General features: G+C 37.5%; 27 protein-coding genes. 15 read left to right on the plus strand and 12 right to left on the minus strand.

The window, feature by feature from the left end; genetic code table 11:
• Positions 1-1,760: glycosyltransferase family 4 protein (locus AC1FXZ_RS00755; protein WP_480050036.1), on the minus strand; the 1,760-nt coding region annotated here is incomplete at its 3' end.
• Positions 1,757-2,854 (minus strand): CotS family spore coat protein, encoded by a 1,098-nt coding sequence (locus AC1FXZ_RS00760; RefSeq protein ID WP_480050038.1) that lies wholly within the window; start codon positions 2,852-2,854, stop codon positions 1,757-1,759. The genes AC1FXZ_RS00760 and AC1FXZ_RS00755, both read right to left, overlap by 4 nt.
• Before the next feature lie 190 nt (positions 2,855-3,044).
• On the opposite strand from AC1FXZ_RS00760, the gene AC1FXZ_RS00765 reads away from it, so the two are divergent.
• A complete protein-coding gene (locus AC1FXZ_RS00765; RefSeq protein ID WP_480050040.1) occupies positions 3,045-3,296 on the plus strand; it encodes a hypothetical protein in 252 nt (83 codons plus the stop codon).
• A gap of 270 nt (positions 3,297-3,566) precedes the next feature.
• Here AC1FXZ_RS00765 and AC1FXZ_RS00770 read toward each other — a convergent pair whose 3' ends face one another.
• Positions 3,567-4,082 (minus strand): manganese efflux pump, encoded by a 516-nt coding sequence (locus tag AC1FXZ_RS00770; RefSeq protein ID WP_480050042.1) that lies wholly within the window; start codon positions 4,080-4,082, stop codon positions 3,567-3,569.
• 447 nt (positions 4,083-4,529) lie between these two features.
• On the opposite strand from AC1FXZ_RS00770, the gene AC1FXZ_RS00775 reads away from it, so the two are divergent.
• On the plus strand, positions 4,530-5,651 hold the full coding sequence (locus AC1FXZ_RS00775) for a cysteine desulfurase family protein (protein ID WP_480050044.1): 1,122 nt from the start codon (positions 4,530-4,532) through the stop codon (positions 5,649-5,651).
• 240 nt (positions 5,652-5,891) lie between these two features.
• Positions 5,892-6,182, plus strand: coding sequence for a hypothetical protein (locus AC1FXZ_RS00780; RefSeq protein ID WP_480050046.1), 291 nt, complete (start codon positions 5,892-5,894; stop codon positions 6,180-6,182).
• A 22-nt stretch (positions 6,183-6,204) separates the two neighbouring features.
• Here AC1FXZ_RS00780 and AC1FXZ_RS00785 read toward each other — a convergent pair whose 3' ends face one another.
• Positions 6,205-6,786: a hypothetical protein gene (locus tag AC1FXZ_RS00785; RefSeq protein ID WP_480050048.1), complete on the minus strand. Its 582-nt coding sequence runs from the start codon at positions 6,784-6,786 to the stop codon at positions 6,205-6,207.
• 289 nt (positions 6,787-7,075) lie between these two features.
• Between AC1FXZ_RS00785 and AC1FXZ_RS00790 the strand changes: the two genes are divergently transcribed.
• The 4 genes from AC1FXZ_RS00790 (at position 7,076) to AC1FXZ_RS00805 (ending at position 12,252) form a co-directional block, all read left to right on the plus strand.
• Positions 7,076-9,910, plus strand: coding sequence for a 2-oxoglutarate dehydrogenase E1 component (locus AC1FXZ_RS00790; protein ID WP_480050050.1), 2,835 nt, complete (start codon positions 7,076-7,078; stop codon positions 9,908-9,910).
• 15 nt (positions 9,911-9,925) lie between these two features.
• Positions 9,926-11,173: a 2-oxoglutarate dehydrogenase complex dihydrolipoyllysine-residue succinyltransferase gene (odhB, locus tag AC1FXZ_RS00795; protein ID WP_480050052.1), complete on the plus strand. Its 1,248-nt coding sequence runs from the start codon at positions 9,926-9,928 to the stop codon at positions 11,171-11,173.
• A gap of 226 nt (positions 11,174-11,399) precedes the next feature.
• Positions 11,400-11,600 carry a DUF6501 family protein gene (locus AC1FXZ_RS00800; protein WP_480050054.1) on the plus strand — a complete coding sequence of 67 codons (201 nt, stop codon included), beginning with the start codon at positions 11,400-11,402 and terminating at the stop codon, positions 11,598-11,600.
• 49 nt (positions 11,601-11,649) lie between these two features.
• Positions 11,650-12,252, plus strand: a complete 603-nt coding sequence (locus AC1FXZ_RS00805) for a DedA family protein (RefSeq protein WP_480050056.1) — start codon at positions 11,650-11,652, stop codon at positions 12,250-12,252.
• A gap of 94 nt (positions 12,253-12,346) precedes the next feature.
• Here the strand turns inward: AC1FXZ_RS00805 and AC1FXZ_RS00810 are convergent, their stop codons facing one another.
• Together AC1FXZ_RS00810 and AC1FXZ_RS00815 are read right to left on the minus strand one after the other, a co-directional pair.
• Positions 12,347-13,936 carry an ABC-F family ATP-binding cassette domain-containing protein gene (locus AC1FXZ_RS00810; RefSeq protein WP_480050058.1) on the minus strand — a complete coding sequence of 530 codons (1,590 nt, stop codon included), beginning with the start codon at positions 13,934-13,936 and terminating at the stop codon, positions 12,347-12,349.
• Positions 13,937-14,086: 150 nt separating this feature from the next.
• The gene (locus AC1FXZ_RS00815; RefSeq protein ID WP_480050060.1) at positions 14,087-14,344 is read right to left on the minus strand and encodes a hypothetical protein; all 258 of its coding nucleotides are present in this window, start codon (positions 14,342-14,344) and stop codon (positions 14,087-14,089) included.
• 89 nt (positions 14,345-14,433) lie between these two features.
• Between AC1FXZ_RS00815 and recQ the strand changes: the two genes are divergently transcribed.
• The 3 genes from recQ to AC1FXZ_RS00830 all read left to right on the plus strand — a co-directional run bounded on the left by recQ (position 14,434) and on the right by AC1FXZ_RS00830 (position 18,049).
• Positions 14,434-16,548: a DNA helicase RecQ gene (gene recQ, locus AC1FXZ_RS00820; RefSeq protein ID WP_480050061.1), complete on the plus strand. Its 2,115-nt coding sequence runs from the start codon at positions 14,434-14,436 to the stop codon at positions 16,546-16,548.
• Between the two features lie 89 nt (positions 16,549-16,637).
• Positions 16,638-17,495 (plus strand): DegV family protein, encoded by an 858-nt coding sequence (locus AC1FXZ_RS00825; RefSeq protein ID WP_480050673.1) that lies wholly within the window; start codon positions 16,638-16,640, stop codon positions 17,493-17,495.
• 218 nt (positions 17,496-17,713) lie between these two features.
• Entirely contained in the window at positions 17,714-18,049 is a 336-nt protein-coding gene (locus tag AC1FXZ_RS00830) for an SCP2 sterol-binding domain-containing protein (RefSeq protein WP_480050063.1), read from the plus strand.
• Positions 18,050-18,170: 121 nt separating this feature from the next.
• Here AC1FXZ_RS00830 and AC1FXZ_RS00835 read toward each other — a convergent pair whose 3' ends face one another.
• From AC1FXZ_RS00835 to AC1FXZ_RS00845, 3 genes are all read right to left on the minus strand, one after another.
• Positions 18,171-19,709: a hypothetical protein gene (locus AC1FXZ_RS00835; protein WP_480050065.1), complete on the minus strand. Its 1,539-nt coding sequence runs from the start codon at positions 19,707-19,709 to the stop codon at positions 18,171-18,173.
• A 281-nt stretch (positions 19,710-19,990) separates the two neighbouring features.
• Positions 19,991-20,497 carry a YsnF/AvaK domain-containing protein gene (locus AC1FXZ_RS00840; RefSeq protein ID WP_480050067.1) on the minus strand — a complete coding sequence of 169 codons (507 nt, stop codon included), beginning with the start codon at positions 20,495-20,497 and terminating at the stop codon, positions 19,991-19,993.
• A gap of 86 nt (positions 20,498-20,583) precedes the next feature.
• Positions 20,584-21,060: a YsnF/AvaK domain-containing protein gene (locus AC1FXZ_RS00845; protein WP_480050069.1), complete on the minus strand. Its 477-nt coding sequence runs from the start codon at positions 21,058-21,060 to the stop codon at positions 20,584-20,586.
• A gap of 215 nt (positions 21,061-21,275) precedes the next feature.
• On the opposite strand from AC1FXZ_RS00845, the gene AC1FXZ_RS00850 reads away from it, so the two are divergent.
• Positions 21,276-21,734: a divergent PAP2 family protein gene (locus tag AC1FXZ_RS00850; protein WP_480050071.1), complete on the plus strand. Its 459-nt coding sequence runs from the start codon at positions 21,276-21,278 to the stop codon at positions 21,732-21,734.
• 189 nt (positions 21,735-21,923) lie between these two features.
• On the opposite strand, the gene AC1FXZ_RS00855 is transcribed toward AC1FXZ_RS00850, so the two are convergent.
• From AC1FXZ_RS00855 to AC1FXZ_RS00865, 3 genes are all read right to left on the minus strand, one after another.
• Positions 21,924-22,445, minus strand: coding sequence for a hypothetical protein (locus tag AC1FXZ_RS00855; RefSeq protein WP_480050073.1), 522 nt, complete (start codon positions 22,443-22,445; stop codon positions 21,924-21,926).
• Between the two features lie 309 nt (positions 22,446-22,754).
• Positions 22,755-23,420, minus strand: a complete 666-nt coding sequence (bshB2, locus tag AC1FXZ_RS00860; RefSeq protein ID WP_480050074.1) for a bacillithiol biosynthesis deacetylase BshB2 — start codon at positions 23,418-23,420, stop codon at positions 22,755-22,757.
• 16 nt (positions 23,421-23,436) lie between these two features.
• Positions 23,437-23,784: a YojF family protein gene (locus AC1FXZ_RS00865; RefSeq protein WP_480050076.1), complete on the minus strand. Its 348-nt coding sequence runs from the start codon at positions 23,782-23,784 to the stop codon at positions 23,437-23,439.
• Between the two features lie 137 nt (positions 23,785-23,921).
• Between AC1FXZ_RS00865 and AC1FXZ_RS00870 the strand changes: the two genes are divergently transcribed.
• From AC1FXZ_RS00870 to AC1FXZ_RS00885, 4 genes are all read left to right on the plus strand, one after another.
• Positions 23,922-24,914: an NAD(P)-dependent oxidoreductase gene (locus AC1FXZ_RS00870; RefSeq protein ID WP_480050077.1), complete on the plus strand. Its 993-nt coding sequence runs from the start codon at positions 23,922-23,924 to the stop codon at positions 24,912-24,914.
• Between the two features lie 83 nt (positions 24,915-24,997).
• Complete coding sequence (locus AC1FXZ_RS00875; protein ID WP_480050079.1) at positions 24,998-25,795, plus strand: S1C family serine protease; 798 nt, start codon at positions 24,998-25,000, stop codon at positions 25,793-25,795.
• A 125-nt stretch (positions 25,796-25,920) separates the two neighbouring features.
• A complete protein-coding gene (locus tag AC1FXZ_RS00880; protein WP_480050081.1) occupies positions 25,921-26,487 on the plus strand; it encodes a hypothetical protein in 567 nt (188 codons plus the stop codon).
• A gap of 70 nt (positions 26,488-26,557) precedes the next feature.
• Positions 26,558-26,863: a metal-sensing transcriptional repressor gene (locus AC1FXZ_RS00885; RefSeq protein WP_480050083.1), complete on the plus strand. Its 306-nt coding sequence runs from the start codon at positions 26,558-26,560 to the stop codon at positions 26,861-26,863.
• The last annotated feature ends 43 nt before the right edge of the window (positions 26,864-26,906 follow it).

The raw sequence follows: 26,906 nt of genomic DNA on the forward strand, positions 1-26,906 counted from the left end.
TCAATTACGTCATCAATAGGTAGAGAATCAGAATCGCTCTCTACGGGCTCTTGAGATTGAACTTGCTCATTAAGATCATCAATTACGTCATCAATAGGGTGAGAGGCTGAATCGCTTTCTGCGGACTTCTGAGATTGAACTTGCTCATTAAGATCATCAATTACGTCATCAATAGGTAGAGAATCAGAATCGCTCTCTACGGGCTCTTGAGATTGAACTTGCTCATTAAGATCATCAATTACGTCATCAATAGGGTGAGAGGCTGAATCGCTTTCTACGGACTCCTGAGATTGAACTTGCTCATTAAGATCATCAATTACGTCATCAATAGGTAGAGAATCAGAATCGCTTTCTGTGGACTCCTGAGATTGGACTTGCTCATTAAGATCATCAATTACGTCATCAATAGGTAGAGAATTAGAATCGCTTTCTGTGGACTCCTGAGATTGGACTTGCTCATTAAGGTCATCAATCACATCATCAATAGGTAGAGAATCAGAATCACTCTCTGTGGACTCTTGAGATTGGACTTGTTCATTAAGGTCATCAATCACGTCATCGATAGATTCTTTATTGCTATTTTCAATGTTAGCAAGAGATATATTATTTTTGATTCGATACTCAACTTCTTTCCAGACAGAACGGACATCAGAGACTACTCGATCCCAAGTATAATGTTGTTCTGCAAGTGCCCGGCCTTTTTTACCTAATTTTTTACATAGTTTTGGGTCGGAAAGAAGTGACGTTAGGTGAGATACAAACGATTGTGGATCTTCTGGTTTTTCTATCACGAAACCATTTTCACCAGAGATAATGACTTCTGGATTTCCACCACGTTGTGTTGTGAGAATCGGGAGTCCTGATGCCATAGCTTCATAGTGCACTCTAGCAAGAGGTTCTTGCCATTGTGAGGTACAAACAAATACATCAGAAGCTAAAAACCACTTTTGGATCTCACTTGGATGAACAAACCCTGTATTTATAACAGGTACGGTTAATCTAGCTGCCAGTGCACGTACGTAAGCGATGTAATCTGTCACTTCATCAACGCTAAACCACTTGCTGCCGACAACTACAAGGGCAATATCTGAATGTTTTTTTGCCAGTTCAGGTAATGCCCGAATCAATACATCTACCCCTTTATTAGGGGAGAGTCTTCCGGCAAAAAGGATGACTTTTTTGTCTTCAAGATTGTGTTCTTTCCGAATTGACTCGCGCATTTCTTTTGCGCTTTTTGAATTTGGTGGAACAAAGCGAGAGATGTCGACACCAGAATAAATGGTTTTAAGTTTAGGTTTTGCTTTTGGGAAAGGATCTGAAATTGTTTTACCAATATAATCACTGACTGTAATAATTTTGTCTAGCTCATCAATTGCTTTGGATGCTTCATCTTGGTCTATTTTCTCAGGCTTAAACATATCATTGTGCATGCTTAGTATAATTCTTGCTTTTGGAGCACATTCTCTTACTGGTAAGACGAGTCGAGGTCGGTTAAAGATATGAATCACATCAAACGAATTTTTTTGTAAAAATTGCTTCACACCTTCACGATAAACTTCAACTAATCCTCCGGAAGTTCGCACATATCGAATATTGTCGATGGTCTCTTCTTCTGGTAAAGTAGGATCGCTTCTGCCAAGGATTGTGAGATCATGCTCTTTGTTTAAGTGAGATGAAATACCATCAATATAGGTCTGGATTGCACCCCCTTTAACTGCTGGAACCGGAAGCTTCTCTGTACAGATCATTAATATTTTCATTCCGTAAATGCTCCTTTCCATTGATGGAGTTCCTCTAGTACTTGCCATTTTGACTGATCAAGATGGATGATATCCTCAACAACCGCTGCAACTTCTTCGTCTAAGAATACTGTAGGTTCATAAACCATATCTTTTACTTGTAAATAAAATTCATTAGGAAGACTCATGTCTATAAGAAGAATTTCATATAGATCTTTATCAATTGGATTTGTTTCATGATATGCTTTAATCATTCCCTTTATCCATTCGACATCCCAAGCTCCTAGTTCTTCCATTTGGTTTGTAATTAACTTCCGTAAATCTCGGATAGGCAGATCATAGGCGACACCATCTAAGTCAATCAACCAGACCCCACCTGGTCCAAGTTGACCATTTGCCCAACCATAATCTTGGTGAACTAAACCCCATTCTTTATTCCCTTTTTGAATCAGTTTGTGATAGTTTGATTGTTCAAGTTTGGTAAGTGCTTTTTTTGCTTGTTCCTCAAATTTATCAATTACCGAGAGAATAGGAGAGCTAGCTGGCATTTCAGGATAAACGCTTGTTAAATCTCTGAACCACGCCATCTTTGTGATCATTTTTTCGTATTTTCGTGGCCAGCGATACAGGCGTGATGGTATTTCTGCTCCATAAGGAGGTTCATAACCTATCGACAGTTTGTGAAATTCTGCAAGGCCAGCACAAAGCAATTCAGCTCCTTTTAAGTCTTTTGAAGCCTCGGTTAGATCTATCCATTCAGCTATAAACCATAGCTTCCCACCCATTTCAACAAAATCTTCACCTGATTTTGTTTTGAAAATAGGAGGGACTCTTGCTTTTTTTTCTTCTACTAAATAAGTTTGGGCACCTAAGCTGAATAGGCTTCTTGTTGGTCTGCGGTGTAAAACTTTTAAACTGAATGGTCCACGATTTGTTTCGATTTTCCAAATCAGACCACCTTTATCAGCTTTAGTGGCCATTACTTCGAGACTATGAAGTTTTAAATCATAATGAGTTAGGACTTTATGAGCCATGTCCTCAATATATGAGGGTACATAAGAATCATCATTTAAGGTGTCATCAAAATCCCAAGGTTTAATGAGTTCTTCGGACATTGTATTCCCTCCAATTCCGTTAGTCTATAGTAAGGTATTCATCTATAATGATTTCGTATAGATACCAACCTATAAATAAAGAAAAGAAGGGGGAAGAATTAAAATAAGTCTATCTTGAATTCAAATCTTGATTCCTATTATTTAAACAATTATGATGGAAATAAATTTAGTATGAAAGAAGGTTAAGCTGGTGAATATTCCTCAATACCCAATGGACTTTAATGACAGTATCAGAAGCAAAAAGACTACTGAAGAAATTCTTAATCATAAAATCAATGAAGAGATAAATAGTATTATTAGGTTTATGAGTGAAAATAAAACCAATAATCATTCTGTAGCGTTCGAAGACGTCTTGATTATAGTTGACCGAATAAATGAAGACGATGATAGTTATTTTGAAATTTCAGTAGCAAAACAGCATAGTAGAGGTATTGTAAGGTAGGAAATAGTAATAAAATAAGAAAGAGGAGAATCTCCTCTTTCTTATTTTAATGGGGAATTACATAGATATTTCCGAGGCAAGCGCAGGAATAGACAAAATTTTCAGTTAAATGTCGATTGTTGTTTTTGTTTTGTGGGTGTATTTAACCTTAGAGTGGTAAACTAATTCTTTGTCCATTCCGAATTGTGTTATTAGTGTCTATATATCCAGAGTAATTATTGGGGGATATTATAATGTAAATAGGACTAAGTATGAAACGGGAACGTTTTTTTAAAAAAGTAATTTATTGAAACCGAGTAGGAGAAAGAGAATACCAGGAATTAAAGCCATATAACGGATAATAAACCGACTTTTGATGATGTGGCCTTGGACAATTCCTACAATAAATGCAATGAAAATGATGCAGCCAACTATTGGAGCTAACCAAAAAGAGCGTTCAGTTAAACCAGCTTGTATTCCGTATCCGAAACTATCAACATTCATAAGTAAGGCAATCATGACGAAATAAGAACGTCGGTAAAGGGGTAAATCATGAATAAGGTTGAAAATCCCAATAGCAATAAGGGTAAGGCCAGCACTTGTTTGAATGATTGAAGTAGGAACAAATTCTCCTATTAGCCGACCAATCCCCATAGAAAAAAATACAACAAATCCAGAAAAGAGTGAGATCATAGCAATGACGATAAGGGGGATTCGGATTTTTTTAAGACCAAATAAAAATCCTATTGCAAACGCATCAATGCTAACAAGTATGGAGAGTAGAAGGAGAAAGATAAGAGCTAGCATATACTCACCTCACAGTAGAAGTTCTCCAATGTATATGCGTAGCTTGTCTTAATTAGAAGGTTAACGTCCTTAACTATCGGTGATAACTCCTTTTGGTATATCAATATAGTGAATCTTTCAATTCCTCGCTTACATTATGTAGCAATTCAGTATACTGTGAGGAATTTTGAAATTGGGACGGCTCCCAATTTCTTTTTACCCATGCCAACAATTCATGTCCGTTATGAAATGTGCGTTCGCTTGTGTCAAATGTGCGAAGGGTATAAGTACCATTACTAGGTTCAACCGTTACTAAACAAGGAATGTCACTCTTGGTTGATTGTAAGGTCATTTCCACATAAATCACGTCCCTGTTTTTGCTTTCATTATGTATCAAATACAGAATGTTATGCATGTTCTACATAAGTTGATAAACTATGTATACGAATATACAAGGGGGAACAAACCGTGAAACAAATATATTTGGATTATAATGCTAGTACACCATTAGCTCCTGAGGTGGTGGAGGCGATGACCCCGTTTTTGACCAATCATTATGGGAATCCTTCCACTAGCCATTTTGCAGCAATTGAAGCAAAGAAAGCGATAGAAAAATCTAGAGCGCAAGTTGCAGCTCTAATCGGGGCAAAGGAAGAAGAAATTATCTTTACAAGTGGGGGAAGTGAATCTAATAATCATGTTATAAAAAGCGTTTTCGAGCGCTATCAAAATAAAGGTAGGCATATAATAACAACGGCGATCGAACACCCTGCTGTCTACCAACCTCTACAGTATTTAAAACAGAAGGGAGCAGAGGTTACGTATGTTTCTGTAGATGAATTCGGACAAGTCTCCCTTCAGGATATAAAAAATGCTATCCGACCAGATACGATACTTATAACGGTTATGCATGCTAACAATGAAGTAGGAACATTGCAACCAATCGAGGAAATCGGAAAGATGGCTCGAGAAAAAGGAATTCTCTTTCACACGGATTCAGCTCAAGCGATTGGGAAAGTACCAATTAATGTTGAACAGCTGTCTGTAGACTTCTTATCAATAGCTGGTCACAAATTTTATGCCCCAAAAGGAGTTGGTGGACTATATATCCGAAAGGGAGTTGAACTAGACCCCTATATTCATGGTGCAGGTCATGAGTATGGAAAAAGAGCTGGGACGGAGAATGTACTTTTAATTGCCGGATTAGGAGCTGCTTCGGAAATTGCCTTACGTTATTTAAAGGATACCTCTACAATGCAGAAGCTTAAGGACTTCTTGTTTACAAAACTTAATGAAGAGTTTCCTAATCAAATTCGTTTAAACGGGCATCCGACAAATTGTTTGTCTAACACATTAAATGTAAGTTTTGTTAACAGAATAGGGCAAGAAATATTAGATGCTGTGCCAGAAATTGCTGCTTCAACTGGGTCTGCTTGTCACTCAGGAGAAGTGACATTATCACCTGTATTACAAGCCATGAATGTTACACCCGAAGAGGGAAAAGGAACGATTCGATTTAGCATCGGTCGTCCAACAACAAAGGATGAACTTGCCAATGCTGTCCAATTATTGAAAAAGCGGTTAACATAAGAAAATGGTTTTACTCGCTGGGGAAGAAGCCGTACGTAAGGATATAAACAAATAAAGGGAGATAAGCGAAAACAACATATCCATTATCTAGAAAGCCAATTGATGGTGTCATTACGTATAATACGATTTAATTTAAAGAAACAACAAATTATGATGGACCTCGCTGTAATAATATGAGGTCGGTTCTTCTGAATATCTTATTATAAAAATAGACCAAACTTGGAAAGTGAGAACGAAGATATGATTGATTTAACGTTTGAGAAATACACAGAATGCACATTGACAAATATGAAGGTTGCTGACTCTTATGAAATGCAACCGTGGACTCATTATATAGTAACGTTTAAGGGGGATTTACCGAGTGAGTTGCAAGAACCAGAAGCTCTGGTAATAGCTGGGGAGTCAGGTTCGATTTTGCAAATTGTCTTAAGAGAAGAAGGTTGTGACTCGCCCTTATTTCAATTTACTGAAAATGAAAAGCAACAAATTTTAGATTGGTTTACATTACATTACGGCAGCCGAAAAAAGTAAGTCTCAACTTTTTCGGCTACCTCTATAATCCTTTGAAATAACAAATGACTTCTTGTGGTGCTGATTGCAAATCGATGCCTAATGACTTTAGCTCCTTCTCGTGTTTGTGTTGAAAGCTTAGTTCTTTGGCTTTTATTTTATTTGTCCATTTCTCAAAAGTGAGTTTTTCGTTCTTCGTTAACTCATTTTCAACTGTCAGACAAATAAAGGAACGGCATACAGAGTTTTTAAACGCAGGTTCTAATGAGCAGCCTTGTTGATCTTTGAAATACTGACAAACCGAGTACGAATGACGTAGGTCATCCATTTCAAGTTTGGAAAGGTTTCTTTTGTTAATAATACTTGCAAATTCAGGGTGAACGTTAGCATGAACCGTTATTTGAAAAGGGGATATTTCAGCTGTGGGGTGCCGCAATACGCTTTTAGAAAAGAATTCACTATCTTTTTGGATCATGTTGGCTATTTCAAGTAGATAAAAGGTAGGGCTATAGGAACAACAGCCTACTTTAGGCATATCATCTATAGGTGGCTGAAAAAATTCATCCTGGCAATTCAAGCAAGAAGAAGATAATATTTGATTGTTTTGATTGTCAAATTTAACCATAATTACATTCCTTTTCTTTTTTTGGGAAAATTAAAGGGGAAAACAGATCTTTTTTTAGAAAGAACTAGATTTTCTTAATAAAAAGATATAAACTTTTTAAGTGTAGAGAGTTTTATTCTACTTTCTATATTATTATGATAATTGTCAAGTTCAAGTTAAAATAAATCTATGAATAAGATCAGATATTCTTTAACAAATGTGACAATTATGTTAAAATGGCTTTGAAAGCGTTATATTAACTTAAAATTCATAGATTTAACTTGAAGTTAAACTAGGAGGTAATCATCATATGTCAAGCAAGGGGCACAAAGCGGAAGAACCATGGCAAGGGTTCCATGGTCCGAATCTTGGCGTAGCAATTGAGCTTTATGAAGAGTATTCCAAGAATCCTGATGCTGTTGAAGAAGATTTAAGAGAGTTATTTGATATTTGGGGACCGCCACCTTCTGAAGGGCAGAGTCAATCAGCAGTGGAGGTAGCTGTTCCATCCTCACCAGATACGGTTAGGAAGTATGTTAACGCAGTTAAATTAGCTGATATGATTCGTAGAAAAGGGCACTTGTTCTCAGATATTAGCCCCATTCTCAAAAATGAAAATCAAAATCGGATCCTTGAATTAAGTCATTATGATCTAACTGAGGACTTTTTAAAACAAGTACCGGTTGAGATGATTTGTGAGCATGCACCATCCCATGTAAAAAATGGGTTAGATGCGATTAATTATTTAAAAGATGTTTATACAAAAACAACGGCGTTTGAGTTTAACCATGTTCCTGATATGGAAGAGCGTGACTGGTTAGTAAAAATGGTCGAGACAGGAATGTATATTCCTAATCTGACAAAACAACAACGTCTAAATCTGTTAAGTAGACTTACACATGTAGAAGGTTTTGAGAAATTTGTTCACCGTACATTTGTGGGTGCGAAGCGTTTTTCAATCGAAGGCTTAGATATGTTAGTTCCAATGTTAGATGAAGCTGTACGTGAAGTTGTACATGAAGGAACTCAACATGTACTCATTGGTATGGCGCATCGTGGACGTTTAAATGTATTGGCACACACTTTAAGTAAGCCTTATAAAATGATTTTCTCTGAATTCTTGCACGCACCAAGCAAAGATTTAGATCCATCTGGTGTATCAGCTGGGGTAAATGGCTGGACTGGTGATGTGAAATATCATTTAGGTGCTGATCGTCAAATAAGAGAGGAAAATACGGCTGAAGCTACTGTGTCTTTAGCGAACAACCCAAGTCACCTTGAGTTTGTTAGTCCAATTGTCGAAGGTTACGCTAGAGCAGCTCAAGAAGTACGTACATCTAAAGGGTTTCCTGAGCAGTCAGTAACGAAAGCATATTCAATTTTAATTCATGGAGATGCAGCTTTCCCAGGACAAGGAATTGTTACAGAAACCTTGAACCTTAGTCGACTGAATGGTTATCAGACTGGCGGGTCTCTTCATATTATTGCTAATAATAACATTGGATTTACAACTGAGACATATGATTCACGTTCAACTACATATGCCAGTGATCCAGCAAAGGGATTTGAAATTCCGATCATCCACGTAAATGCAGACGATCCAGAAGCTTGTTTAGCTGCTATTCACTTAGCTGTCCAGTATCGCAAACGCTTCAAGAAGGATTTCCTGATTGACTTAGTTGGCTATCGTCGCTTTGGTCATAATGAAATGGATGAACCAGCTGTGACACAACCAACTACTTATAACATAATTCGGAAGCATCCAACTGTGCGTGCTATCTATAGTGATCAACTTGTTGAAAAGACAGTCATTGATAAAGCGTATGGGGAAAAATTAGATAAGGATGTTCAAGACTATTTGCAATCTCAATATGACGATGTTATTGCTAATAAATCGAATAAACCGAAAGAAATGTCTCCACCTGATTATGTAGTAAACGGACTGCCAAGAGTGAAAACGAGTGTTCCGTTTAATACACTTAAGGATATCAATGAAAAACTATTGGCATGGCCAGAGAATTTTTCTGCCAACACAAAGCTAGAGAAAATCTTGAAACGACGTCTTCAATCTTTTGATGAAAATGGGAAAGTTGATTGGGCATTAGCAGAAACGTTAGCATTTGCGACGATTCTACATGATGGAACTCCAATAAGATTGACGGGTCAAGACTCTGAACGTGGAACGTTTGCTCATCGCCATTTAGTTTTACATGATAGTAAGTCAAATGAGGTTCATACACCATTACAATCGTTCGACATGGCAAATGCTTCTTTTGCTGTATACAACAGCCCACTTTCTGAACAAGCGGTTGTTGGTTTTGAGTATGGTTACAATGTTCAAGCGCCAGAAACATTGGTTTTATGGGAAGCTCAATTTGGAGATTTTGCTAACGGTGCGCAAGTTATGTTTGACCAGTGGATTTCGGCGGGTAGAGCTAAATGGGGACAAAAATCAGGACTTGTCGTTTTATTACCTCATGGCTATGAAGGTCAAGGACCAGAACATTCAAGTGGCCGTGTTGAAAGATTTCTTGTGCTAGCTGCAGAAAATAACTGGACGATTGCGAATTGTACTTCGGCTGCACAATATTTCCATATTTTAAGAAGACAGGCAAAAATTCTTGAGAAGGATTCAGTTCGTCCTCTTATTATTATGACACCAAAAAGTTTATTACGTAACCAAGTCGTTGCTTCGACGCATGCTGAATTTACAGAGGGAGAATTTAAACCTGTATTTGAGCAGGAAGGGCTTGGAGGAAACACAGAAAAAGTTGAACGTATCGTATTATGTAGTGGGAAAGTCTCAATTGATTTAGCTGATCGTATTAATAAGAATAGCGATAAAGATTGGGATTGGTTGCATATTGCACGTGTGGAAGAACTATATCCATTCCCGAAAAAACCAATTAGAGAATTATTTGCTCGCTATTCAAACGCTAAAGAAATTGTCTGGGTACAAGAAGAACCGAAAAATATGGGAGCTTGGCCGTTTATCGAATCTCGTATTCGTGATATTGCGCCTGAAGGAACTGCTGTTAGCTATATTGGAAGAACGCATCGTTCGAGTCCAGCTGAAGGTGACCCGGTCGCACATAAAACAGAACAGGAACGAATTGTAACAGAAACACTGACACGTAAACAATAAGAGGAGGCCTTTTCCGTGATTGAGATTAAAGTACCAGAACTAGCAGAGTCGATTACAGAAGGAACCATAGCTCAATGGTTAAAAGAAGTAGGAGAATATATTAATCAGGGTGAATATATCGCTGAGCTAGAAACAGATAAGGTAAACGTTGAAATTGTTGCTGAGCACTCTGGTGTTATTAAAGAATTTAAAAGAGAACCAGGTGATACAGTTGAAGTGGGTGAAGTCATTGCTGTAATTGATGAAACTGCAAGTGGCAGTGAAAGCAGTGAGACAAAAGAAGAAGCCCCTCAAGAGCAACCTAAGCAAGAAACTGTACCAGCAGTAACAGAAGAAGTAAGTACAACATCATCTGCTGATCGTCCACTAGCTTCACCGGCAGCTAGAAAATTAGCACGTGAAAAAGGTATTGATTTAAGCACAGTGGCTACAACAGATCCATTAGGTCGTGTTCGTAAGCAAGATGTTGAATCTCATGGTAAGCAAGCGCCAGCAGCAGCAAAGCCATCTGCACCTTCACAAAAGGCACCAGCTGCACAAGTTGCTTCGGATGATCCAGCTAAGCCAGTAGAGCGTGTGAAAATGTCTCGTCGTCGTCAGACAATTGCGAAACGCTTAGTTGAATCTCAACAGACAGCAGCTATGTTAACAACATTCAATGAAGTGGATATGTCAGCAGTTATGGAAGTTCGTAACCGTCGTAAAGATGCATTCGTTGATAAAAATGGTGTAAAGCTTGGTTTTATGTCTTTCTTTACCAAAGCAGTTGTTGGAGCCTTAAAAGAGTTTCCATTACTAAATGCTGAAATTCAAGGCGACGAGTTGTTAATTAAGAAATATTACGACATCGGTTGTGCTGTATCGACAGAAGAAGGATTAGTTGTTCCTGTTTTACGTGATGCAGATCGCTTAAGCTTTGCTGGTATAGAACGTGGAATCGGTGAATTAGGTAAAAAAGCTCGTGATAATAAATTAGCTATCTCTGATTTACAAGGTGGTACATTTACGATTACAAATGGTGGGGTGTTTGGATCGCTGATGTCAACACCAATCTTAAATGCGCCTCAAGTTGGAATCTTGGGAATGCATAAAATTCAATGGCGCCCTGTTGCAATTGATCAAGAGCGTTTTGAAAATCGCCCAATGATGTATATTGCTCTTTCTTACGACCATCGTATTGTAGATGGGAAAGAAGCAGTTGGTTTCCTTGTAAAAGTGAAGGAATTGATTGAAGATCCTGAAACTCTTTTACTTGAAGGATAATGATTAGTTGGTTACTTTGAAGTCAGCCTAAAAAAGGTAGACAATGAGTATTACAGGCATGGGTTCGGTAATTTTACCGGCTCATGCTTTTTATTTTGCCTTGATTCTCGTCAACCTCCTTAGTATTAAAGTTTCTTAACAGATGCCTGATAAAGTTGGCAAATTTAATTAATACCATTATAATGGAATCATACATATAATAAGAAGACGAAAGAAGGTTTTAGAGATGATTCACCAAACATGGAAAAAGAAAGAGACGATTCGCACGATTGAGTGTCTACATACAGATGCAAAGAAGTATATGGTAAATCGCGCATTAACTGCAGGAAAATCGTACGAACTGAAAAATGAAACGGATGAGTTTTACTTTGTAATTGACAATACTGGAGAAATTGGCGGCTATTATAAAGATTACTTCAAAGGGTAGTCACAAAGCTGCCTTTTTTCTTTCAACAAGGTAGAGGGGGAGGAGGAAAGTGGACACAATTCTTTTAGTTGATTTTATCAAACAATATGGTTATATCGCATTATTTTTTATTGTGGCAGTAGGTTTGTTTTTCTTTCCTGTTCCTAATGAAGTGTTATTAATGAGTGGTGGTTTATTAGCTACTACGAAATACATTGCTCCTCTACCTACTTTTCTTGTCTTCTTCAGTAGTATTATCTTACATGGAACTCTCCTGTATGTTATTGGGCATGCTGTTCACCAACATTCAAATTTTGAAAATAAAAGTCAATCAATCTGGTATTCTCGTGCTGAGAAGGGAAGAGAGTTGCTAGATCAATATGGACTTAAGGCGGCAAGCTTTAGTTACTTTTTCCCCTTTATTCGCCATGCTGTCCCTTTTAGTGTTGGATTGTCAAAAATCTCGTATCGCTTATTTGCTTTGATTGGGTTTAGTTCAGCGTTTGTTTGGCTATCAATCTATTTTTTTATTGGTTATTTTTTTGGGAACTCTATCAAAGATTGGACAACTTTTGTTCAACATTTACTTTCCTCTTTATTCGCTATTTTAGTATTGGTCATTGTTCTGCAAATAATAAAGCGAAGAAAACAACAAAGGAGTCGCATGCTGTAAATTTAGTGACTGAAGTAGGGATCTTTGAAAATATATAGAAGAGGCTGTGCCACAGGGTAAAATCCCACCTTTTGGCACAGCCTCTCTTCGTGTATTATTTTATTGTTTCTAAATATTCATTAAATGTCATTTGTTTATCAACAATACCTTCATTTGTCAATTCAATCACACGATTTGCAATCGTTTCATTAAATTGATGGTCATGTGAGGTGAAAATCATTGCACCTTTGTAGTTGATTAACCCGTTGTTTACCGCTGTAATGGATTCTAAATCAAGATGGTTCGTTGGTTCATCGAGCAAAAGAACGTTAGCGCCACTTAGCATCATTTTTGATAACATACAACGAACTTTTTCGCCCCCAGAAAGAACATTAGCCTTCTTCTTTACTTCTTCTCCAGAGAACAGCATACGGCCAAGAAATCCACGTAGGAACGTATCACTGTCATCTTCAGGAGAATATTGACGTAGCCAATCAACTAAGGTTAGGTCACAGCCCTCAAAGTACTCTGAGTTATCTTTAGGAAAATAAGCTTGTGAAGTTGTAATACCCCATTTGTAAGAACCACTGTCTGGTTCCATTTCACCAGCAAGTATCTTGAATAGTGTTGTTTTGGCAATTTCGTTGTCACCAACGAGAGTGATCTTATCTTCTTTGTTCATTGTAAAACTAACATTATTAAGAACCTTTTCACCGTCAATTGTTTTCGTAAGTCCTTCCACACGTAAAACATCATTTCCAATTTCTCGTTCTGGTGCAAAATGTACATATGGATATTTACGAGAAGATGGCTTAATGTCATCAAGTTCAATCTTATCAAGAAGCTTTTTACGAGAAGTTGCTTGCTTTGACTTCGAAGCATTAGCACTAAAGCGCGCAATAAAGCCTTGAAGCTCTTTAATCTTCTCTTCTTTTTTCTTGTTTTGATCTTGAGCCATCTTTTGTGCAAGCTGGCTTGACTCATACCAGAAATCATAGTTCCCAACGTAAATTTGGAGTTTCCCAAAGTCTAAATCAGCAATATGTGTACATACTTTATTAAGGAAGTGACGATCATGCGAAACAACGATAACTGTATTCTCGAAGTTAATAAGGAACTCTTCTAACCAATCAATTGCCTTAATATCAAGATGGTTCGTTGGCTCGTCAAGTAGTAGGACATCTGGTTCACCAAATAATGCTTGTGCAAGTAATACTTTAACTTTTTCGGAACCGGTTAAATCAGCCATTTTCTTTGTATGAAGGTCCTCTGAAATTCCAAGCCCTTTTAATAAGATGGCAGCTTCTGATTCTGCTTCCCAACCATTCATTTCAGCGAATTCACCTTCAAGTTCAGCCGCTTTAATACCATCTTCATCTGAAAATTCTTCTTTCATATAGATAGCATCTTTTTCTTGCATTACTTGGTAAAGACGAGCGTGACCCATAATCACCGTGGTTAATACTTCAACTTCTTCATACTCAAAGTGATTTTGTTTCAAGACAGCAAGCCTTTGCCCAGGCTTCATATGAACATCACCTTGTTGAGGTTCAATTTCACCTGATAAGATTTTTAAGAATGTAGATTTCCCTGCACCGTTAGCGCCAATAAGTCCGTAACAATTACCAGGTGTAAACTTAATATTCACTTCATCAAATAATTTTCGGTCGCCGTACTGTAATCCAACATTTGTAACAGTAATCATATATATGTAAGCCTCCAATATCCATAATCGAATGAATTATACCATTCATTGTGGACAAGGGGCTAGCATTCTAACGTTTTTTTTTAAAACTGTAATCTTTATTCGACTCTCGACCGATTTTCACCGACATGTTACGATGAAAAGATCGGATTATAGATACCAAAAGAAGTACACAGCAAGGCCACCAATAGTGGCAAGCATCGTGATTGTTAATAGCTTCGTTGATCGCATTGTATAATTCACGATAATCGCACCTAATAACACTGCAAAATATAAAGAAAAATCTAACGGAAACAGTCGAATAGCTTGTACAAATCGTTCACCTGTAAAGAGCATGATGAAAACAGGTGCGAACATAAGCAATGAAAGAATAATGACGCAGACTGTGTTCTTTTGTTTTAACGTCATGTTCACAGAAATCACCTCGTTTGATGTTGTTAATTTTAAAGTGTCCAACGATTTCTTTCTCATTCAAAATTAGAAAAGGGGAACCGGAGATGGAAATAAATAATCTACAGATTGCTCAAGAAAAGTTAAAATCAATTTATGGCTACGATGCGTTTCGCGCAGGTCAACAATCTATTATTGAACAAGTGTTGGCTGGGACCGATACGATTGGCATTATGCCCACTGGTGGTGGGAAATCACTCTGCTACCAAATACCAGCTCTTATTTTACCCGGTGTTACATTGGTTATCTCTCCGTTAATTTCATTGATGAAGGATCAAGTTGACGCCTTAACGGAACTCGATGTTCCTGCAACGTATTTAAATAGTACACTAAGTACAGAAGAAGAAAGAAAAAGGCACTCGCAGATTAAAGAAGGATACTACAAACTTGTGTATGTTGCTCCTGAGCGCTTAGACCATCCGACGTTTCAGCACCTTATAAGGAACATTACGATCTCTTTAGTTGCGATTGATGAAGCTCATTGTATGTCACAATGGGGGCATGATTTTAGACCAAGTTACTTAATGATTTCTACCTGGCTTGAGGAAATCACTTATAATGTTACTGTTCTCGCTTTAACTGCAACCGCAACAAAGCAAGTTTGCCAAGACTTACAGCAGTTTTTACATATAGAAGATGAGAATGTAATTACAACTGGGTTTGAGCGATCAAACTTAACCTTTCAAGTGAAAAAAGGCGTTAATAAAAAAAGGTTTATGTCTACATTCTTAGCAACAAGAAAAAACGAATCAGGCATTATTTATGCTGCAACTAGAAAAGAAGTTGAGCAAATTTACCAGGAATTAGACTCTACAGGATTTGAAGCTGCTATGTACCATGGTGGGATGAGAGAAGAGGAGAGATCAAAAGCACAAGAGGCATTTATTCATGACGAAGCAAAAATCATTGTTGCGACCAATGCCTTTGGGATGGGCATTGATAAATCAAATGTTCGCTATGTCTTGCATTATAATATACCAAGGACGATTGAAGCCTATTATCAAGAAGCTGGAAGAGCAGGGCGTGATGGCGAGGAGAGTGACTGCGTGCTTCTGTTCAGTCCACAAGATGTCAGAACGCAAACGTTTTTAATTGAACAATCTGATCGAGCGGATGACAGGCAAGAGATGGAATACAAAAAATTGCAACAAATGACAGCTTTTTCACATACAGAACGTTGTTTGCAACAATATATTTTGCATTACTTTGGTGAAAATACAAATAAGACATGTGGGAAATGCTCAAATTGTGTACAAACAGGTGAGAAAGTCGATCGGACTCGAGAAGCGCAGATGGTTTTTTCTTGCGTGAAAAGAGTTAGAGAAAGGTTTGGGAAGACCATAATTGCTCAAGTGTTAGTCGGATCAACGAACCAAAAGATCAGACAATTAAATTTAACAGATGTAACAACCTATGGTTTAATGAGTGATTGGACACAAAAGGATGTTGCCGAATTTATAGATATTTTAATGGCAGAAGAATTTCTTAGGCCGACTGGAACTTCCTATCCAACGATTCAGTTGACAGAAAAAGCCGTACAAGTCTTAAAAGGGGAACTGTCTGTCCAAGTAATGCAAATGGTAACACCAACTGAACCAGAACAACAAGATGAAGTATTTGAAGCATTAAGACAGTTACGTAAACAATTATCAACTGACAACAATTTACCACCATACATGATCTTCTCTGACAAAACATTAAAAGAAATGAGCCGTTATATTCCACTTAATTTAGATGATTTCTCAACTATTTCCGGTGTGGGAGAACAAAAGAAAGAAAAATACGGACAGGCCTTTTTAGAAGTCTTAAAACAGTTTGAAAATAAACGACCTACTAACCAAGGTACTATTGGTACAGCTAAAAAAACCAACACAACTAGAAAAGGCCAATATATGGAGACGGCACAAAGGTTTAAAAAGGGTGAATCGGTTCCCCAATTAGCTGAGGACCTCTCTTTAACGGAGCAGACAATTGTTAAGCATTTGCTTCGCGCCGAACGAGAAGGAGCAGATCTCAAGTTAGAACAATATGTACAAGAGGAAAAACGTCATTTAATCATGGAAGCAGCAAATGAAGTAGGAACTGAAAGGTTGCGCCCAATTAAAGAGGTGCTTCCAGACTCGATTACTTACCAAGAAATCCGTTTTACGTTAGGAATATAGCTTTATATTCATATAGCAATGAACGTATGGTATGATGGCTATGAATATAGTTGGTGTGATAATTAGTAGCAGCATCAAAAGGGGAATTCATAATGACAATAAAAATAGTGACAGATTCAACAAGTGATTTAACAGAAGCACATATAACAGAATATGGCGTGGAAGTAGTGCCATTATCAATTTCTGTAGAAGGAAAAACCTACTTAGATGGAGTAGATATTACCAAAAAAGAATTTGTGAATTTATTGACTTCATCAAATGAGTTACCTAAAAGTTCGCAACCATCTGTCGGGGTTTTTGAAAAGACGTATCGCAGATTGTTGGCTGAAGCTGATACAACACATGTCATTTCAATCCATTTAACAGAGGGAATGAGTGGTACGGTTAATTCTGCGAGAAGCGCAGCTAGCATGGTTGGTGATAACGTAACCGTTATTAACTCTCAATTCATCTCGCATGCTCTAGGATTTCAAGTAATTGAAGCTGCAAAGATGGCAAGGAATGGACATAGTGTTGAAGAGATTGTGAATCGACTCGAACAAGTTCGAAAACATACGTCCTTATATCTAATGGTAGATACGTTAGAATATTTAGCAAAAGGTGGGAGAATTGGCCGAGGGAAAGCCTTGCTAGGTTCATTATTAAAAATTAAACCTATCGCTTCGCTAGCGGATGGTGTATACACCCCCGTCACGAAAGTTAGGACACATATGCAGATGATCGAGTATCTTAAAAAACAATTCCTCGAAGAAACGAAGTCACAAGAGGTTAAAGCAATTGGTATAGCCCATATTGAAGCAGAAAACCTAGCCAATAAATTAAAAGATGCTCTTACACAAGGAAATAACAATATAAGTGTAACAATTACTGAAACTTCACCGATCATAAGTACACATACGGGACCAGGAGCGATTGCATTAATGTACTATGGCGAGAAAGTCCAATAATTTCTTTTGTAAGAAGGTTAGCAAATAGAAAGTGCTAGCCTTCTCTGTATGTATACAGAAAGCCCTTTTCAAAACGAACAAACATAATGTGAAATCCTCGTTGTTTTCGATCTTTCTATATCTATTTTGATTTAACTTCCAATCTACACTTCTAAATAAGAAAACAATCGCTTACATATAAGGAGAATAAGTAAACAACAGAATAGGAGGAACAAAAGATGAAAGCAATGGGGGAGTTAAAGGCTTTTGTTGAAAAAGTGAACAACAATCCGGAACATATTCAAGGTGAAAAGGATCGTGTTTTTCAATTTGATTTAACGGATGCTAACAGTCTACAAGTTGTCTTAAAAAAAGGGTGTACTTATTTAGCTGAGGACAAAACAGAGGAGCCAGATGTAACATTGAAATTATCAGAAGAAGACTTACTTAAATTGTTAGATAATAATTTGAACCCAACAATGGCTTTTATGACAGGTAAGCTAAAGGTTGAAGGGAAAATTGGACTAGCATTAAAATTGCAAGAAATCGTCAAGAGATATCAATCTATAGAATAGAACCAGTAGTAAACAGAGTACAAAGGTTTCTTAAAAGCTAAAATAGAATTTGCAATGGCTCGTATGCGTATTTGTTTAGGTGTGTGCCAAAATTTGACACACACCTTGTACTTGTTATAATTTAAGCAAACAATAAAGCGTAAGCTAATCCTAGAGCACCAATTGATGCAAGAATATAAACAGGTTTTGTTGGCATTTCGCCATTTCGTTCCATTGCTTTTCCAAACATATAGAATACAAGTGGATGAACTAAAAATGGCATTGAGAATATAAATGGAATGAGTAGGGCAGCCTCTGTTCCGAACATTCCTTCTTGAATAGCTGCAAACAAACCAAAATGGGAAATTGCTGAAGTTTGCGCCATAGCTGTATAGTCAAAAGCCATTGGGCTTATTGTTAAAAGGGCAAGCCCACCAAAGACGGCACAAATTTGCCAACCAAATGAAAATTGCATTAATGCATTTACTTCTTTTCGGTCATTACCATTGGCTTTTCGAAGGTTGATCAAAGATAAAATTGTTAACCCAACTCCAATAGCAACAAGTATTGCTGCAGGCCCAACCCAGAGAGCACCTCGTTCGGCACTGACCGCTAAAATAGAAAATACAAAAACATGACCAAAAAATGGAATGTTTATCATAATGGGTGCGCGTTGTGCGGCAATTTTTCCAAAGTCTCCGGCTGTACAGGCACCAGTTAACCCAGAGTGAGATAGAGAACCAGCCATTCCAGGTGCTAAGTTTCTTGTATTTGCTGTTCTCGCTATTAACATAACCAAAGCTATTCCACCAAACATCCAGAATAGTTGCCCGAAAAATCCGTATGCAAGAACAGAATTCATTCCTTCAATAGCAAACGCATCACCTACACGAGAACCTCCAACCATAAAATTGGCAGCAAGAAGTACTGGAATACCGGCAAAGAGAAGAGCACGAATGGTAGGACCAAATGTCCAATTATGGAAGATGGCACCAAGCGCTGCTGAAATCATCATTGCAAAGAAAATTTGTGGTAACGCGATGATTGAAGCAAAGATTTGGGCAATGTTATAGGAAATTAGTAATACGACAGTGATTAAAGCAATCTCAATCAAACCTTTTCGTATGTACTTATGTTTGTTTTTTATTGTCGCTTTATTATCGATAAAAATAATTGCTAGGACAAGACCGATATAAGCAATTAATGGATTGTACGCAGCGAGTCCTTCAGCTGATCGCCCAGCTATTATCATACTAGTGAAACCATGAATCCCTAATAATAAGAAAAAAGAACGAACAATGTAAAAAATTTGTGTACGACTTGTACCTAAAATAGTTTCCTCATCTGAAGGCACAAGAATCTCATCAACTTCGAGCTTTTTATTACCTAAAATCTTTCGTAGTTCTTGACCACCAACGAAAAATGATACTGTTAAAGCAATAACGGTTGTATTGGCCATCATTCCTATAAATGGAAATTCAGTTAGTCCTGGTGATGCGACTCCAACAAAGACGAGAAGAAAACCAAGTAATAATCCGAAAATTACAATGATTAGTACAGGGGAATAACGGGTTCCTGCTACAACCGTTCTCGAGATTAACACCATAGGAACGAGGAAAAAGAGCAAAATCCAAAACTGGTTTAATACTTGTAAATGAGTAATTTGATCAACAATCTCCATGGTAGTAACTCCTTCTTTCAATTTAGCTATTAGCTTAACTTATAAGCTGTCAAGTGTAAATGCTTGAAAGCATTTACACTTTATTGACGGAATAGTAAGTTTAATTTGACTGATGTTTGAAAGCGTCTACTTGGGATCAATATAGCATGGTTATTTGTTTAGTATTTGTGTCGAAAGCTTTTAGTAATCATGAAAACTCAATATGGGTGGTTATGATATTTGAATTTATTTATACAGACTGAAAAGTTCCAAAAACAAGTTGTTTTGGAACTTTTACTTCGTTATTGTTTCGGCATTTTTACATCTGCATCGCCTTCAACTTCTACATTTGCTTTTTCTTTTTTGAGCGTTTCTTTTATTTTTTCTGTGTTTTCAATTTGTACTTTCGAAACAGAAACATCATTGAGCTTTACAGGTTGTTTTGTAATTTCGATTTCTTCTTCTTTAAGTGGAATGCGATATTCTTCCTCATCTCCGGCTTCTATTACCATTTCTTCGCGCTTAATAGGGACAGTGAATGTTCTTTTCTCATCCACGACCTCCTTGTGTATTCTTACTTCGCCTGTTTGTACACGTTCTTTTTTTATATCTAATTGTTCTTCACGAAGCTGAATCGTATTATTAGGGGAGGATGAATTTTCTAATGGTTCGATGTTTCTTTTTTTTGCTAAGCTTTTGCTTATTCCTCCAATTACTGCCCCTAAAACAATTCCCATATAAATAGGTAAATTCATGAACCAACTGAGGAAACTTCCTATAATGGCCCCCAATATAATAAACTTTCCCATCTTGGCACCTCCTGAGAGTTTTTTTGTATTATTCCTCAATTTAAAGAAAAAAACCCTACTCGAATGAGTAGGGCCTAGATAAAGTTTTAATCCTCTTTTATAACATCTGTATCACCATGTGCCTCCACATCTGCCACTTCTTTATGGAGTACATCGCGAACTTGTTCAGTTTCTTGAACGGAACGTTTATGAGCGGAAACTTCTCCCGTTACAACCGTCTGCTTTTCAACATCTACTTTTTCTGCAGTAACTGGAATGTGTATGGTTTCTTCCTCAGTAATTGGCTCATCTGTTGGTTCATGATCAACAGCTCGTTGTTCAATGACTACTTGGTCGTGAGAAACAGGAACATCAATTGTTTTTTCTTCCTCAATAATATCTTTATGAAGAGTAACATCACCTGTTGTTGTACGATGTTTATGAACGTCTAACTCTTCTTCACGAAGGTCAAGGTGAGCATTGTCCTCAGCGAATTCTGTATCTGTAACTCGATTTACTTCGCGTGCTTCCCTACGCTCTTCTTTACGAGATTCTTCTTCGTTAAACAAATCAAAAAAACCCATTTAGAAAACCCCCTAAGAATTGTGATTGGATCGACGTACAAAAGTATTTTGAGCTTTCTTTGTTTAGACTATACTTTTTCATCAAAGATGGTAAAAAAAAGAGAAGAACCCTAAATTTTAAAAGCATGAAGATAATTTGAGGTGAAAAGAAGCAATTAGAAGGATGATGTATAGATTTTGGGCCTATTTCAAACATTATAAATGAGGTGAAGTGTATGAATCGGCCAATGATTACAGCGCTGTCAACGATTGGGATTGCACAAGCGTTAAAAATACCTATTCATAAAGCAAAGACGGGCGAATTAGATACTGGATTGTTAGCAGAAACCGGTGGAATGCCGAGTTCTCACTCAGCAGGAGTTACGGCGTTATCAACGTTTGTTGCCTTAGAAAAAGGGGTTTCGTCTGTAGACTTTGCAATGTCAACCGTATTTGGGTTAATTGTGATGTACGATGCACAAGGAATTCGAAGACAAACAGGAGAGTTAACCGTTAAAGTAAATGAAATGGATGAAGAGTTAAAGCTACTTTCTGGCAAACATGAGACAGAAAAGATCAGAGAGCGAAGAGCTAAATTACGAGAGCGTCTCGGTCATATGCCGGAAGAAGTTCTTGGAGGGGCTCTTTTAGGAATGCTCACTGGTACAATTGGATATTTATTAATGGGTAAGTAACAACGAGGTTGTCTCAAAAGATTGGGTTTTGTCCTTTTGAGGCAGCCACGAACAAAAAGCTAGCTAAGCTGTATGTTACTCTAACGATGTCGTAAAAGTAGCAAAGCTTCTAGAAAGCAGCTTTTAATGAATAGATTATGGTTAGAATAATAATTTCTCAACTAATTTAAATAAAACAAAAACCCCATTTTACCAATGGGGTTGCCAAACAATTGATCCGTTGCAGTTTTCATGATCCACCTCAACATCAAAGTCGTGCTTATCATAAAAATGGACAAGTCTGTCAAGATGGTCCCAATCACGTTCGGCGAGGTCGCCTTTGATGTATTGGACGTTTTGATCTTGGGCATGTTCTTTTAAATAATCCATGCAGATCGAGCCGAACCCTTTATTTTCCTCGCCTTTTATATCACCAATGTGAATCGTGGAATGATTTTCATATTTTGCTTGGATTGAGAAATCCCAACTTCCACGAAAGGCTTGGTCACAGTTGTTTAACATGATTTTGCACGCATGACCGTCATCGACAATGGACACAATCACCCATTTGTCATCTTTTGTTTGTTCAATCCCAAGTATTTGTCTTTTTTTCGCGATTTCTTTTACGTTTTCTTGCATACGGAACATTTGAAACTCTAATTCTTCTAAATCTTGTTTTAGCTCCTCAGGATCTTTTTTCTTCTCTTCTCCCCTAAAAGCTGTTTGAAGCACGGAACCACTCCTTTGTATCTAGTAAAGCATATATAAGTTATATATTATAAAGGGGTTTGCTAAAACGTGCAAGTTTTATAGAAAACGTTTTCGTGAGTTTGTTTAAAGATGCAAAAGTGAATAGAGTTTGAGGTAATTAAGTGACTTATATAAAGATGAAACCCCGAAAACAGTAAATAGAGTGCCTCAAAGAGGAGAGTTTGAAAACAAGAACATGTAGGTACAAGAGGGAAGGTGCTAGGCGCTTTAATCAAGAACGAAAAAGAGGGCTTCAATAAAGAACCCCTCCTGTTTTTCTTTCACTCACTTTTAAAATCGGTATGTCCAAAAACGTTCTAAATGTAACCATTCGAGTGCTACTTGGTCGCCACTATCCCATTTTGGTTCCATTTCTTCTAGCATCCATGCTGTTTGTGAGATGTGGGCGCGAATCGCAGCTTTCTTTTGTTCTGCATATTGAGATATATTGATGACGACATCTGCAGGCCCGATTTCTTCTTCATGTCCATTTGAAAAGGCAACACAGTGGACAGTTGGACGTTTACTCTCTTCCAATCTGCTAACGGCACGAATGACGGCACGTGCTGTTGCCTCGTGGTCAGGGTGGACAGAATATCCAGGGTAAAATGTGATTACTAGTGATGGGTTGAGCTCATCAATCAAATTACTCATGGTGAGCGTCATTTTTTCATCATCTTCAAATTCTATCGTTTTGTCTCGGAAGCCCAACATGCGTAGATCATCAATTCCCATTACTTCAGCTGCTTTTAATAGTTCTTTTCTTCGAATTTTCGGAAGGGATTCTCTAGTTGCAAATGGTGGGTTTCCTAAGTTTCTTCCCATTTCTCCTAATGTTAAACAAGCGTATGTAACTGGGGTACCATTCGCAATATGCATGGCAATCGTCCCAGATACACCAAATGCTTCATCATCTGGATGTGGGAAGATAACAAGGATTTGTCGTTCTTTTTTCAATGTTTATTGCTCCTCTCTATTCAAACGGTGTTTTGCTAACTTGCAGTGCTACAGCTAGCTTTCCGTCATTTCCATGTCCAGCAATTAATAGACGACCAAGTTCATCTAGTTCAAAGTGAGTTACGCCTTCAGCGTATACCCAGCCGATGTTAAGTTTCAGACCTACCCGGTATGGTCCATCCCCAATGATTTTTCCGTGTTCATAGTTAATTTGTGCATTGCGAATGTAAGCACCTACTGAGAAAAATGACTCATCAAAGTGTGAAGCATAAGCACCATTTGTCGTTTCTAAGTGTAAGTAAACGTCTTGATTGGCAAATGAATCTATGATGCTCTGCACTTTATGTAACGTAATAACCTCCATAAGTTCCTCCTGTATCTCGCTTGTTTGTTTCTAGTATAAAGCAAATTCGGTAAAGCGACCAATATTTGTGTATATCAGTTTACCATGTAATGCCTCTATAAATATGTAATATCGCTTTCATTTTTGCTAAAATGGAAATGATGATACAGAGAGGGAGTGTAAATGTGAAAGAAGTAGCAGTACTAGGGAAAATTCCTGATATCGCATATGAAAAGCTAAGTAAATATTTTCGAGTAACGATGAATCATGACGTTACACCATTAACAAAGACAGAAATTTTGAAAATGGTAGAAGGGAAAGAAGCTATTTTATCAATATTATCTGATACGATTGATCAGGAAATTATTGAATCTACTCCAAATTTGAAGATTATTGCAAATTATGGTGCGGGCTTTAATAATATTGATGTAGAAACAGCGACACGAAACCATATTCATGTAACAAATACCCCTGTTGTATCCACATATGCAACAGCTGAATTGACAATGGGACTGCTTATCTCCTTATCTAGACGTTTAGTAGAAGGTGACAAAGTAACAAGAGCTGGAAAATTTGAAGGATGGGCGCCCCTTTTTCATTTAGGGACAGAACTTCGTGGGAAAACGTTAGGTATTTTTGGTATGGGAAACATCGGGAAAAAGGTCGTTCAGATGGCACACGCATTTGATATGAATGTGATTTATCATAACCGTACCCGATTAACAAACGAAGAAGAAGAAAGGTTAGATTGTACATATGTAGAAAAACAAGCATTGCTGCAGGAAGCGGATGTTGTTAGCTTACATATGAGCTATCATCCATCGTTAAAACATTTCATAAGTAAAGAGGAACTTTCTTTAATGAAACGTTCAGCGTATTTATTGAATTTAGCTAGAGGCCCTCTTGTACATGAAGAAGCACTAGTGGAAGCTTTAGTAAATAGACAAATTACAGGGGCAGGTCTGGATGTATTTGAATTTGAACCGGCAGTTACAGAAGGATTAAAGACATTAGATAATGTCATATTAACTCCTCATATAGGAAATGCGACGGTTGAGGCAAGGGAAGCTATGGCTGAAATGGCTGCAGATAACATTATAGCTGTATTAGGTGGCGAAGCTCCGAAGACACCAGTTAATTCAGTAGAGTAATGTAGTTCCATTCCTAACTTCACTATAATAAGGTTATGTAAACTAAACATGTGGAGTTCAGCCCGAGGAAGTAGGTGAACTGGATGAAAGATGATAATCGACGAGATGATGATGAAGAGTATGTACCGGCCCCTGAGGATTTTCTTTTTGATGAGGAAGAAACTGAAGAGGAGCTAAAACAGAAAAAGTCTAAAAAGGTTATTATTCGCTTCATTGCTGTAGGTATTGCTTTTGTCTTGATCATGCAAGTGGTCAATATTTGGTTTAATTTATTTTCACAAGATCAACGTGAATTAGCTCAAATCTCTGATGAGCTTAGTCAGGAAGAACACATTGCTGAATGGAAAGATGCTGTTGTGACGATTCAAGGAAATGGAGGACGTGGAACAGGATTTGCTTTTCATCCTGATGGCTATGTACTGACAAATCATCATGTCATTTTCAATCGTGAACCACTAGCGGTTGTTTTTCCAGATGGGGGTATATTTCATGCGAATGTAGTAAAGTCAAAGGAAGATCTCGATGTAGCTCTTTTAAAGGTAGATGGAGATCAATTACCGTATTTGCCTATACGTGTCGAGGATGCCGCTCTACAGGAGAAGATTTATGTAATTGGAAGTCCCTTGTCACAAACGCAGATCGTCAATGAAGGGGAAATTTTAAATGATGAAGACCCCTACCAAGTTTTGAGAATTTCTAATAACATCTTTCCGGGACATAGTGGAAGCCCAGTTTTATCTGAGGGTGGAGAAGTGGTTGGAGTTGTTTATGCTAGGACAGTTCCATCGATAGGAAGCCGAGAAGAAGGGCATGGGCTTGCCATTCCGATAGAGCGTATTATCCAAGAGATTCCTGAAATGGGGAATTTGCTTGTAAATTAGTAGAAAGGGGGATCCTATAATTTGGATACCCTCTTCTTTTTTAGTTCGACGTCGAAGTGAATAACTTGTACTAATCCACTTAGTCTTAAAATAGGATGATAAAAAGGGCTTTAGGAGGAACTTAGATGTCATCAGGATTGCTTCTTTTTTTCATTGCTTCGACGTGTTTATTTGTTTGTTATTATGTAGTCATTGTCCAAAATCGAAAAGGATCACAAATGAGTTTAATGATGACAGCAATGGCTGGAGGAACAACAGCCGGGATCCTTTTTGGGGCGATGATGGGGATGTTATTAAGAGGGGATTTTGTTCAGTCGACCATACTTGGAATTGTTATTGGAATGACAATCGGGGCTTTTATAGGTTTGCCAACTCATTTAATTGCCACCCTTGAAGGCATGATAGCTGGTTTAATGGGAGGAATGATGGGGGCAATGATCGGTGAAATGTCACCGATTGGTCAAGAAGATACCCTATTAAAATTTTTATTCATGATCAGTTTCATTATCTTACTTATTACAGTTCGTCTATTTCATCAAAAGTCGAAATCAGTGCTTGTTACGTTTCTGAGAAATCCATTGATTGCGTTATTACTCGTGTTTTTTGTCTTTATAGCGCTAGAAAAAGTAGATACTTTTTTCCCGGAAGAAGAGATTTTGCCAATCGAACATAGACATTCTGTATATGGCTAGTTGTCATTGACAAACAACAAATAATGTATGATAGTTGAAGTAAGAAAACGTGTTGAGAGGAGATTTGCCGATGTCAAAGGAAATTGAATTAAAACAGGTTGATCATCGACATTCTCGTGATAAAGAGCAGTTAGTGAATCGACTGAAACGAATTGAAGGACAAGTGCGTGGAATTCAAAATATGGTTGAAAATGATCGGTACTGTGTTGATATTTTAATTCAAATTTCTGCAATTAATGCAGCTATGAAAAAAGTGAGTTTACAATTGATGGAAAACCATACAAAACATTGTGTAGCAGACGCTATTAAAAGTGGAAGTGGAGAAGAATCGATAACTGAATTGATGGATGTAATTGAGCGTTTAACTAAAACATAAATTGGACATTTTGTTTTCTTGATTACCCTAGGGTGGTATGGTA

The organism is Halalkalibacter sp. HAAS-P014 (assembly GCF_056619965.1).